This is a genomic window from Mycobacterium sp. NGS18, assembly GCF_059813185.1.
The window spans coordinates 543,642-555,542 of the sequence record NZ_JCALEC010000003.1 but is presented as its reverse complement, the minus strand read 5'-3'; the positions used below and the strand labels follow the sequence as shown (position 1 = coordinate 555,542).

Genomic DNA, 11,901 nt, shown 5'->3' with positions numbered 1-11,901 from the left:
GGTGCCGGTATCGGCTTTATGTACGGGGTGGGTGGCAACGGTGGCCTGGGCGGCGATGGTGCCGTGGGTGCGGCCGGCGCCGTGGGCTTGGCCGGTGTTGATGGTGGTGTGGGTGCCGCTGGTGGGAATGGCGGCAATGGTGGTGCCGGCGGTAAGGGTTCGTGGCTGATCGGCTCCGGCGGCCAGGGTGGTGCTGGTGGTCAGGGCGCCAATGGTGGTGCCGGTGGTGACGGCGGCGACGGCATCGACGCCACCGCTCCGGGCGCCGACGGCGGTGCCGCCGGCGACGGCGGCAACGGTGGTGCCGGTGGTGCGGCCGGACACGGCGGCGCCGGCGGTTCCGGTGGCCTGATGGGCTCCTCGGGTGCCGCGGGAGCCGGTGGTCACGGCGGCAACGGTGGTGGTGCCGGCCAGGGCGGCAACGGTGGCGCCGGTGCCGACGGCGATGGCGCCCACATCGATGGCGGTGCCGGGGGCCGCGGCGGTGACGCGGGCACGGCCGGTGCCGGTGGTGCGGGTTCAACCCCGGGCACCTCTGGCGCCGCGGGCGCGGCGGCGACCGAGGGCGGTAACGGCGGCCAGGGCGGCGACGGCGCCGACGCCACCGTCATCGGTGGTGCCGGTGGTGCCGGTGGCCGCGGTGGCGATGCCGGCAACCTGGGCAACGGTGGCGCCGGTGGCGCCGGTGGTGACGGCGCGGTCGGCGTGGCCGGAAACACCATTGCCTCCGGTAACGGGACAACCGGTGGCACCGGCGGTACCGGTGGTGTCGGTGGCGCCGGTGGTGCCGGCGGTTCGGACGCCGGTAACGGTGGCGCCGGTGGCGCAGGCGGCCGTGGCGGCACCGGTGGTGTCGGTGGCGCCGGTGCGGACGGCACCGCGGGTGTGAACGCGGCAGCCGGCAGCGGCGACAACGGTGGCGATGGCGGTGACGCGACCAGCACCGCCGGCAACGGTGGTATCGGTGGCGCTGGTGGTGCTGGCGGCGCCGGCGGCACCTCGGCGCACGGCACCGCAGGCGCCCACGGCATCGGTGGTATCGGTGGCGACGGTGGCGCGGCCGGCGCAACAGGCGTCGGCGGTAATGGTGGTGATGGCGCCGGTGGCGGTACCGGGGCAGCGGCCGGTAGCGGCGGTAACGGTGGCGCCGGCGGTGCGGTCGGCACCGGTGGCGCCGGTGGCGCCGGCGGCTCCAGCGGCGGGTCGACGCATGCGGCCTCGGGTGCTGCGGGAGCCGACGGTACCGGCGGCAACGGCGGCAACGGCGGTAACGGTGGCAGCGGCCTGCTTCTTGGCGACGGCACGGTCCAGGCCGGCGGCCAGGGCGGTAACGGCGGTGACGCCGGAGCGATCGGTGACGGTGGTGCCGGTGGCATCGGTGGCCAAGGCGCGACCGGTCAGGCCGGAACCACGAACATCAGCGGCAACGGCTCCGACGGTGGTGCGGGTGGCGCCGGCGGTGCGGGTGGCACCGGTGGCGCCGGCGGTACGACCTCGGGCAACGGTGGCGCCGGTGGTACGGGCGGCGTAGGTGGCACCGGCGGCGCCGGCGGCCACGGCCTCGACGGCCAGGAGGGTGTCGACGCGGCGGCCGGCAGCGGCGGCGACGGGACCGTCGGTATCGGCGGTGGCGACAGCGGCAGCGGTGGTGCCGGTGGTGTCGGCGGTCAGGGTGGTGCCGGTGGCACCGCCACGGCGGGCAACGCCGGCGCTGACGGTGACGGTGGCACAGGTGGTACCGGTGGTGCGGCCGGTGATGCCGGTAACGGCGGTCGCGGCGGTGATGGTGCGGGTGGCGGCAGCAACGCCACGGCCGGATCCGGTGCACAGGGTGGCGCCGGCGGCAACCGCGGCTCGGCCGGTGCCGGTGGTGCCGGTGGCTGGAACGCAGACAACAGTGCTCAGGCCGACCAGGGCGCGAACGGCGCAGAAGGCGGCGGCGGCAACGGTGGCGCCGGTGGCCGCGGTGGCGACGGCGAGTTGCTCACCGGCAACGTGGCCCAGGCCGGTGGAAACGGTGGCGCCGGTGGCGCGGCCGGTACCGACGGCGACGGCGGCGTCGGTGGTGCTGGTGGTAGCGGCGCTGCAGCGGCCGACGGGATCACCGTCGGCCCCAACGGCACCACCGGTGGAAACGGTGCGATCGGCGGCGACGGGGGCGCGGGTGGCCTCGGTGGCTCGAACTCGGGCAATGGTGGCGCTGGCGGGGCCGGTGGTCAGGGTGGTGCCGGTGGCAACGGTGGGGCAGCACTCGATGCCACCGACGCCGCGCTCGACGGCTCCGGCGGTAACGGCGGTGGCGCGGGTACCGGCGGCGCGGGCGGTAGCGGCGGCGTGGGTGGCGCAGCGGCCAACGGGACCGGCGGTACCGGTGGCGCAGCGGGCAACGGCGGCAACGCCGGTACCGCTGCGGACGGCGGTCAGGGCATCGGTGGCGGCGGTGCCGCCAACGCCGGTAGCGGCGGCAACGGCGGCGACGGCGCCGTCGGCGGCGCGGCGGGCAACGCCGGAGCCGGTGGCCTTGGGGCCGAACAAGGCGTCGATGGCGCGGACGGCGCCGCGGGTGCGAACGCGGACGGCGCCGACGGCGGTCGCGGCGGCGACGGCTACGGCTTGATCGGCGGATCCAGCACCGGCCAGGGCGGTGGCACCGGTGGCCAGGGCGGCAACGCGGGTGCGATCGGCAACGGCGGCGTCGGCGGTACCGGCGGCACCGGCGCGACCGTGGACGGCAGCACCGATATCGACGGCAATGGCACCGACGGCTTCGCCGGTGGTGTCGGTGGCGACGGCGGCCAGGGTGGTGCCGGCGGCAGTACCTCCGGTGACGGCGGTGCGGGCGGCGTCGGCGGTATCGGTGGCCAGGGCGGTGCCGGCGGAGCCGGCGCAGACGCGACGGTCGCCGACACCGCGGGCGGCAACGGCGGGAACGCCGGGGCCGGCGGTAACGGTGGTAACGGTGGCCAGGGCGGTGCCGCCACCGACGGCACCGGCGGTGCGGGCGGAAACTCGGGTAACGGCGGCAACGGCGGCGTCGCGGGCGCCGGCGGTAAGGGACTTGGTGGCGGCGGCGCCGAGAACGCCGGTGCCGGTGGTAACGGCGGCACCGGTGCCGAGGGTGGTCTGACAGGCACCGTCGGGGCCGGCGGAGCGGGCACCACAACCGGCGCCGACGGCAGTGCCGGCCAGGACGGCATCGCCAGCGACGGTGGTGTCGGCGGCCAGGGCGGCGCCGGCGAAGGTCTGATCGCCGGCGGCAACGTCGGCCAGGGCGGTGGCCATGGCGGCCTCGGCGGCAACGCGTCCACGGTCGGTAACGGCGGTACGGGTGGTGCCGGTGGCGTCGGTGCGACCGTCGACGGCATCACCGGCGGTGACGGCAACGGGACCGCCGGCGCTGTCGGTGGGCTCGGCGGCAACGGTGGAACCGGTGGTTCCGGTGGCACCACGTCCGGTAACGGTGGCGCCGGTGGTAACGCAGGTAAGGGTGGCAATGGTGGTGCCGGTGGCACCGGCGCGGACGCGACGGTGGCCGACACTGCGGGCGGCAACGGCGGCGACGCCGGGGCCGGCGGCCAGGGTGGTGTCGGTGGCCAGGGTGGTGACGCCGTGGCCGGCACCGGCGGTATCGGCGGTAACGCCGGTGACGGTGGCAACGCCGGTGCGGCAGGTGACGGCGGTGCGGGCCTCGGTGGTGGCGGCGGCGCCAACGCAGGAGCCGGCGGCCTGGGCGGAAATGGCGCCGACGGCGCCGCGGCAGGCGTCGCGGGCACGGGCGGATCCGGGGTGGATGCCGACGGTGCCGACGGCAGCGACGGCGTGGCCGGTATCGGCAGCGACGGTGGTGCCGGTGGCAATGGTGGCGCGGGTGTAGGCCTGATCAGCGGCACTGACACCGGCCAGGGCGGTGGCGCCGGCGGTCACGGCGGTGATGCCGCTTCGGTGGGCGCCGGTGGTGGCGGCGGCAACGGTGGCGCAGGTGCGGCCGGCATCGCCGGGATCACCGACACCGATGGCAATGGCACCAACGGGACCCACGGCGGCGCCGGCGGTGCGGGCGGTGTCGGTGGTGCGGGCGGCACGACTGCCGGCAACGGCGGTGCGGGTGGCCAGGGCGGCGTCGGTGGTGCGGGTGGCAACGCCGGCCACGGTGCCGATGGCACCGCTGCCCCGGTCACACCCGGCACTGGGGCATCCGGTGCCGACGGCACTGACGGCGGCAACGGTGGTATCGGCGGCAACGGCGGCGTCGGTGGCGACGGTGGCGCCGGTGGTATCGCCAGCAACGGCAGCGCCGGGGTGGACGGATCCGGCGGCCACGGCGGAAACGCCGGCAACGCCGGTAACGCCGGCAACGGCGGACGCGGTGCCGACGGCACCGGCGGCGGTACCGGTGCGGTCGCCGGTTCCGGCGGCAATGGTGGCGACGGCGGTGTCCGCGGCACGGCGGGCACCGCGGGTACCGGCGGCTGGAACGCGGGGCACACCACCCAGGCGGCCAGCGGCAACGCCGGTACCTCGGCGATCGGCGGCAATGGTGGCGCCGGCGGTAAGGGCGGCACCGGTGTGCTGCTCGCCGACGGCACCGCGCAGGCCGGTGGCGCGGGCGGCCACGGCGGTGACGCCGGACCGGTCGGCAACGGTGGCGCCGGCGGTAACGGCGGCGCCGGCGCTGTCGGGGCGACCGGGTCGACGGCCCTGGCCAACGGCGGAACCGGGGGCAACGGCGCGGCCGGTGGCAACGCGGGCAACGGCGGTAAGGGCGGCTCGATCTCCGGCAACGGCGGTCAGGGCGGTGTCGGTGGTGCCGGCGGCAACGGTGGCGCCGGTGGCGCCGGCGTGCAAGGTCTCGCGGGGGCCGACGCCGCCGCCGGCAGCGGTGGCGATGGTGGCGACGGCACCGATGGTGGCAACGGCGGCCAAGGCGGCAACGGCGGCGCCGGCGGCAACGGCGGTCAGGGCGGTAGCGCGACCAACGGCACCGCCGGTCTCGACGGCAGCGGTGGTATCGGCGGTAACGGCGGTGCGGCGGGTGCCGCAGGTGACGGTGGCCGCGGCGGCAATGGTGCCGGCGGCGGCAGCGAGGACACCGCGGGGCACGGCGGTAACGGCGGCGCCGGCGGCGACCGGGCCGCGGCGGGTACCGCCGGCAAGGGCGGCTTGAGCGGTGACGGTGTCACCTACCGGGCCAGTGGTGCGGCCGGAGCGGCCGGCGGTGGCGGTAACGGCGGCAACGGTGGTGCCGGCGGTCACGGCACGCTGCTCGCCGACGGGTCGACCGGCCAGGCCGGTGGCTACGGCGGTAACGGTGGCGCGGCCGGCGCGATCGGCACCGGCGGCGTGGGCGGTGCCGGTGGTAACGGCGGCAACGGCGTGGCCGGTAGCACTGAGCTCGACGGCAACGGGACCCTCGGTGGCGACGGTGGAGTCGGTGGCGCCGGTGGTATCGGTGGCGCCGGTGGCACCACCTCGGGTGCCGGCGGCGCAGGCGGTGCCGGTGGTACCGGTGGCAGCGGTGGCAACGGTGGCGAGGGCGTCTCCGGTGCCGGCGGAAGCTCCGGCGGCCAGGGCGGCAACGGCGGCGACGCGGCCGCCGGCGGTGCCGGTGGCCAGGGTGGCACGGCCACCAATGGCGCCGGTGGCGTCGGCGGTAAGGGCGGCAACGCCGGCAACGCCGGCAACGGTGGTGCGGGCGGCCACGGCGGCAGCGGCGGCACCGATGCCACCGCGGGCAACGGCGGCAGCGGCGGTGACGGCGGTGACCGTGACCTCGGTGGCGCCGGCGGTGCCGGCGGTCTCGGCACGGGCGGTCAAGCTGCCGCCGGCCAGGACGGCACCAACGGTGCCGGCGGTGACGGTGGTGCCGGTGGTAACGGCGGTACCGGTCTGACGCTGCTGGACGGCTCGGCGCAGGACGGTGGTGTCGGCGGTCAGGGTGGTAGCGCCGGCGCCATCGGTACCGGTGGTGCCGGTGGTAACGGCGGTACCGGCTCGGCTGGTATCGACGGCAGCACCGACGCCAACGGCGACGGCACGGCCGGCACGGCCGGCGGCAACGGCGGCAGCGGCGGCGCCGGTGGCGCCGGTGGCACCACCTCGGGCAACGGCGGTGTCGGTGGTATCGGCGGTACCGGTGGAGTCGGCGGCCACGGCGGTGCCGGTGACAACGGCGCCACGGGCGCCGACGCAGCGGTCGGCAGCGGCGACAACGGTGGCAACGGTGGGGACGCCACCAGCACCAATGGTGACGGCGGAGCCGGTGGTAACGGCGGTAGCGGTGGGGCCGGCGGTGCGGCCACCAACGGCAACACCGGCGCAGCCGGCGCCGGCGGCAAGGGCGGCGCCGGTGGTAACACCGGTGATGGCGCCAACGGTGGTAACGGCGGTGCGGGTGCCGGCGGTGGCGCCGAAGCGATCGCCGGTGCCGGTGGTAACGGCGGCCACGGCGGTATCGCGGGTACGGCGGGCACCGGTGGTGCCGGCGGTACCGGCGGCGACGGCACTGCTGCCGCCGACGGTCAGGACGGCTCGGTGCTCGGCGGCAACGGCGGCAACGGCGGCGACGGCGGGAATGCCGCGCTCGGCCAGATCGGCGGTAACGGCGGTACCGGCGGCGCGGCCGGGACGATCGGTAACGGCGGCGCGGGCGGCGACGGCGGGGCCGGTGCCAACGGCCTGGCCGGAGCCATCAGCGGCAACGACGGCACCGACGGCGGAGCCGGTACGGCCGGCGGTAACGGTGGCGCCGGTGGTGCCGGTGGCACCATCTCCGGCGACGGCGGTGCTGGCGGCCAGGGCGGTATCGGCGGTGCTGGCGGGGCCGGCGGCAACGCCGCCAACGGCACCGCGGGAACCAACGCCACCGCCGGAAGCGGCGCCGACGGCGGTGACGGCGGTGACGCCACCGGCGCGGCCGGTAACGGCGGTGCCGGCGGTGCGGGCGGTCAGGGTGGTGCCGGCGGTGCGGCGACCGTTGGCAACGACGGCGCCGACGGTGCGGGCGGCCAGGGTGGCGACGGCGGCGCGGGCGGTAACGCCGGCGTAGGCGGCCGCGGCGGCAACGGCGCGGGTGGCGGAACCAACGCCGTTGCGGGCAGCGGCGGGGCCGGCGGCAACAGCAGCAGCACCGCGGGTGCGGGCGGCGCGGCCGGTGCCGGCGGTGTCGGAGGCGACGGCGTCACCGAGGCCGATAGTGGCGTCAGCGGTGCCGACGGCGCGATCGCCGCTGGTGGCACCGGCGGCAACGGTGGCAACGGTGCGACGCTGGGCAACGGCCTTGCCCAGGCCGGCGGCCACGGCGGTGTCGGCGGCAACTCCACCGGCGAGTTCGGCAACGGCGGAGCCGGCGGTAACGGCGGCACCGGCGCCGCGGGCACCAACGGCACCAACGCCGCGAACGGCGCCGGAGCGGCCGGTGGCAACGGTGGGAACGGCGGTGCTGCCGGCCAGCACGGTACTGGTGGCAGCGGCGGTAACGCCGGCCACGGTGGTGCCGGCGGCAACAGCACCACGACCGGCACCACCGGAGCCGCGGGCGTCAACGCGCCCAAGGACCCCCAGGGCCAGGGCATGGCCGGTGGCACCGGCGCCCAGGGCGGCAAGGGTGGCACCGGTTACGCCGGCGGCGCAGGCGGTGTCGGCGGTGTCGGTGGTGCCGGTGGCACCATCTCCGGTGACGGCGGCAAGGGCGGGCTCGGCGGTTTCGGTGGCGACGGCGGCAAGGGTGGCACCGGTGGCACCGGTGGCCAAGGTGGCACCGGTGCCAACGGCTCCCTCGGCCTTCCCGGACGCCAAGGCGGCACCGGCGGCACCGGCGGCCTGGGCGGCGACGGCGGACTCGGCGGCGCCGCCGGTCAAGGTGGCGCCGGCGGTGTTGCCCTCGGTGACGGCCAGGCCGGTGAGCATGGCGCCGGCGGCGAGGCCGGTGACGGCGGCAAGGGTGGCGCCGGTGGTGTCGGCGGCAAGGGCGGCACGGGTGGTTCGGGTTACGGCGGCATCTTCGGCCAGGGCAAGGGCGCGCCCGGCGCCGGCGGCACTGGTGGTCAGGGTGGTACCGGTGGCACTGGTGGCACCGGTGGCGAGGGCCTCGAGGGGCCGGGCAGCGGTGGCGACGGCGGCGCCGGCGGCAGCGCCGGCACCGGAGGTGCCGCGGGCGCGACCAACGGGACGACCGGCGGTACCCCGAAGCCCGGTGTCCCCGGTGGCCCCGGCCACGTCGGCGAAACCGGTGAGCACGGGTAATCTGCGCCGAACGTACGAGGGCCCGGTCCGACACCAGTCGGGCCGGGCCTCGTGCGCGACGGCGACAGACCCCTTAGACGGTCAGCACAACCTTGCCGGCGACCTCTCCCGACGACAGCAGCCGATGCGCCTCGGCGGCCTGCTCGATGGGCAGTCGCGCACCGATCACCGGCTTGATCCGGCCGTCGGCGAGCATCGGCCACACCTCGTCGGTCACCGCGGCCACCACAGCGCCTTTGCCGTGCGGGCCCTCCACCGGCCGGCCGCGCAACGCGGTGGCGATCACCCCGGCGCGTTTGGCGAGTAATTTGCCCAGGTTCAGTTCGCCTTTGACCCCGCCCTGCATCCCGATGACGATCAGGCGCCCGTCGTTGGCCAGCGCGTCGATATTGCGGTCCAGGTAGACCGCTCCCATGATGTCCAGAATCACGTCGGCGCCCCCGGCCTCGTGGACCCGCGCGACGAAGTCCTCGTCGTGATAGTTGATGGTCACGTCGGCGCCCAGCTCGCGGCAGAACGCCAGCTTGGCCTCTGATCCGGCGGTGACGGCCACCCACGCGCCGAGCTGGTGGGCCACCTGAATGGCGTGGCTGCCCACCCCGCTCGCGCCGCCGTGCACCAGCAACTGTTGTCCCTCGGCCAGTCCCGCCGTCTGCACCAGGTTCGACCACACCGTGCAGGCCACCTCCGGCAGTCCGGCGGCGTCCACCAGGTCCACGCCGTCCGGAATCGGCAGCACCTGCGGGGCCGGCACCGCAACATACTCGGCGTAGCCGCCGCCGGAAAGCAACGCGCAAACCTGTTGTCCGACAGTCCAATCGGACCCCCCGTCGCCCACCGCTGCGACCTCGCCGGCGACCTCCAGGCCGATCGTCGCACTGGCGCCCGGCGGCGGCGGATACTTGCCCGCCGCCTGCAGCAGGTCGGCTCGGTTCACCCCGGCCGCGGCGACCCGGATCAGCACCTCGCCGGTGGCCGGCCGCACGTCGTCGATCTCTTGCCAGCACAACACCTCGGGGGATTCAGCGACGATGGCACGCATGCCGAACACGCTACTACCAGCCGGAATCGCTTAGCATGACGCTGTGCAGCGCCGCGATCGCCCCCGGACCGGGAGTGACCTGCCCGGCTTGGACCTCGCCGAACACCAAGCCTGGCAACATTACTTAGACGCCGTGCTGCGCTTCGATGCGCTGCTGAACCGGTTGCTCAACGCGGAGCATCAGTTGTCGGTGATCGACCTGCGGGTGCTGGACATCTTGACCAAGTCCGCCGACGGATCGGGTCGGATGGGCGATCTGGCCGGCGCGTTGGCGGCGACCCGGCGCCAGATGACCAAGCGGATCGACCGCCTGGAGGCGCGCGGGCTGGTGCAGCGTGAAGGAGACCCGCAGGACCGGCGAGGGGTGGTCGCGGTGGTCACCGATGACGGCCGGGACATGGTCGACCGGGCGCGAATCAGCTACACGCGAGGTGTGGTGACCCACCTGCTCGGTCCACTGTCGGCCCGTCAGATGAATACGATCGCGGAGAACTGTTGGCGCATCAGGCAAGCCCTGAGCGCCCCGGATGGCCAACATGGCGTCGTCGCATCCGATCAGACCTTTCCGGAGGCCCCGAGTTGTTACATGCCGGGAGTCGACGATGCGGGTAAGCGGTGTTGGCATGAGTTCCTCGAATCGGCGGAGGCGTTGTTTCCGGTGATGCATGACCACCTGCTGGCCGCCCACCGGCTCGCGTTGATCGATGTGCTGTTGCTGGACCGAATCGCCAAGTCGCCGGGGGGCGCCGTGCCGATGAGCGTGTTGGGCGAGGCGTTCGCGCTGACGCCCAGTGGCGTCACCCAGCACGTCGCCCGGCTGGAATCCGGCGACCTGGTGCGCCGAGGACCGGGGCAGGGCGATCGGCGTCGTGTGGTCGCCGGGATCACCGCGCCAGGGCGAGCACGGTTGGGTCCTGCGCTTGCCTGTTACGCCAAGGAGATTCGCAGGTTGTACTTGGATCCGATGTCGCGCCCGCAGGCGATCGCACTCGGCGACGCGTGCCGCCGAGTCAGTGTGCCACTGAAATCCGGGGCCGGGCGCCCGGCCTGACCCGTTCGCCGGAATGCGGCGGCGCAAGCCTCTCTGCGGCTGTCAGTTACCCCGTCGCCCGCCCCGCTCGTGGACATAATAAGCACTGTGTGCCAAGGGTATTCACCATTCAGCCCAGGCCACCGGCGGCGCGGCCCGATGATTTCTACGAGAACCGTTCTCACAATTTGCTGCTTCCTCGGCTGCGGCTTCGCTTGGGAGGCAAGCGGAACCGGTTACCCGCGGGTAGTTACCACTTGAAGTAGTTTCCGCGTGGTCCCGTCGTTTAATCGGCTGCCCAAATTGCGCCGCTGACGTGGGCATTCGCCGTGACCGGCCGGGCGTACAGACGAGCGCGCACCAAACGTGTTCGCGAATAACAACGTTCGATTAGAGACACTCAGCCCCCGCTTAGTTACGTTCAGCGCTGTTCAGAGTGTCACCACATTCACCTGCCGAGGAGTTCCCCTTGCACGCCACCATTCGCCCCTACGCCACCGCTGGTGTGGCACTGGTTGGGGCCAGTCTCGTCGCGGTTAGCCCGCTGTCCGCGCCGCTGCCCGCGCTGCGTGACGTCCAATCCCCGGCGGTGGCGTTGACCAGTGCGTGGGATGACGTGCTCAATGCCGCCTCGGCCAACATGACCAGCCTGTTGAACAACTGGTACCTGGCGCCCGCGGTCGGCATGCAGCAGTTCTGGGCCAACCAGCTCGACTACTGGGACCAGTTGGCCAACGACCCGTCGGGTTCGAGCAATGCGGTCAACGAGGAGATTCAGAAGCATCTCAACGCGGTGATCTCGGGCTGGGCGCTGCAGAACGAGACCGACGCAACCCACGCTACGGTGCTCAACCACACGATGGATGGCACCCATCAGCTGATGTTCGGTCAGGTGGCGGGTTATATCCCGGCCGATGTGGACAAGTCGATGATCATGCCGATCATCGACTACCTGGGCTCCCCGTCAAGCGCGGTCTTCATGGGGATGATCGGGCCGATGATCAGTCCGTGGATCGCGTTGATGAACAGCATCACCGACCACGACAGTTTCGGCGACACCCTGGCCAATATGTGGGGGGCCACCCTCAACGGCGCCACCCTGAATCTGGATGCGTTGTTGCCGATGATCAACGAGTCCGGATATTTTCCGGCCGGGATGAACATGGACCACCTGGACATCGCCTTCGGTGGACTGCTGTCCCCGGGTGCCGTCGCGGTGGGCCCGTACCAGGTTCTTGGCCCCGGCGGTGAGGTCGCGGCGTCGGTGCCCGCGGTCGGCGGGTCGATCTTCCAAAGCGTGGGAATCGAATTCAGTGGCGTGCCGGTTATAGGCACCCTCGATCTCAACAGTGCCGGCATCGGGCCGATCGCCGCGTGGCAGGCCTGGGGCCAAACCGTCGGCGCGTTGTTGGGGTCGGGCTGGGATGGCAAGGGCGCGGTGGTGGTGACCCCGCCGTTAGCCGGCGCCGGTCCGCCGCTGTTGCCCACCGACGCTCTCGACGACGGCGGCCTGGGTGCCTCAGCAACCGACACGTTCGGCTGGCTGGGCGACCTGCTCGGCCTCTGATCTCCCCTAAACCCCTGTCCC

At 74.2% G+C, this 11,901-nt stretch carries 4 protein-coding genes; 3 read left to right on the top strand and 1 reads right to left on the bottom strand.

From position 1 onward, the window contains the following. The first annotated feature begins 108 nt into the window (after positions 1 to 108). Complete coding sequence (locus AC5Y31_RS09115) at positions 109 to 8,241, top strand: PE family protein (RefSeq protein ID WP_499979710.1); 8,133 nt, start codon at positions 109 to 111, stop codon at positions 8,239 to 8,241. Positions 8,242 to 8,314: 73 nt separating this feature from the next. On the opposite strand, the gene AC5Y31_RS09110 is transcribed toward AC5Y31_RS09115, so the two are convergent. Then, the gene (locus AC5Y31_RS09110; RefSeq protein ID WP_499979708.1) at positions 8,315 to 9,283 is read right to left on the bottom strand and encodes an NAD(P)H-quinone oxidoreductase; all 969 of its coding nucleotides are present in this window, start codon (positions 9,281 to 9,283) and stop codon (positions 8,315 to 8,317) included. Positions 9,284 to 9,326: 43 nt separating this feature from the next. Here AC5Y31_RS09110 and AC5Y31_RS09105 point away from each other — a divergent pair, with 43 nt between their 5' ends. Together AC5Y31_RS09105 and gjpA are read left to right on the top strand one after the other, a co-directional pair. Next, on the top strand, positions 9,327 to 10,334 hold the full coding sequence (locus tag AC5Y31_RS09105; protein WP_082966381.1) for a MarR family transcriptional regulator: 1,008 nt from the start codon (positions 9,327 to 9,329) through the stop codon (positions 10,332 to 10,334). Positions 10,335 to 10,782: 448 nt separating this feature from the next. Next, complete coding sequence (gene gjpA, locus AC5Y31_RS09100) at positions 10,783 to 11,880, top strand: outer membrane porin GjpA (protein ID WP_499979706.1); 1,098 nt, start codon at positions 10,783 to 10,785, stop codon at positions 11,878 to 11,880. Positions 11,881 to 11,901: the final 21 nt, after the last annotated feature.

What these genes read in the sequence shown, in the direction of transcription:
- AC5Y31_RS09110 (WP_499979708.1), bottom strand. Translation starts at nt 9,283, where the DNA reads ATGCGTGCCATCGTCGCTGAATCCCCCGAGGTGTTGTGCTGGCAAGAG.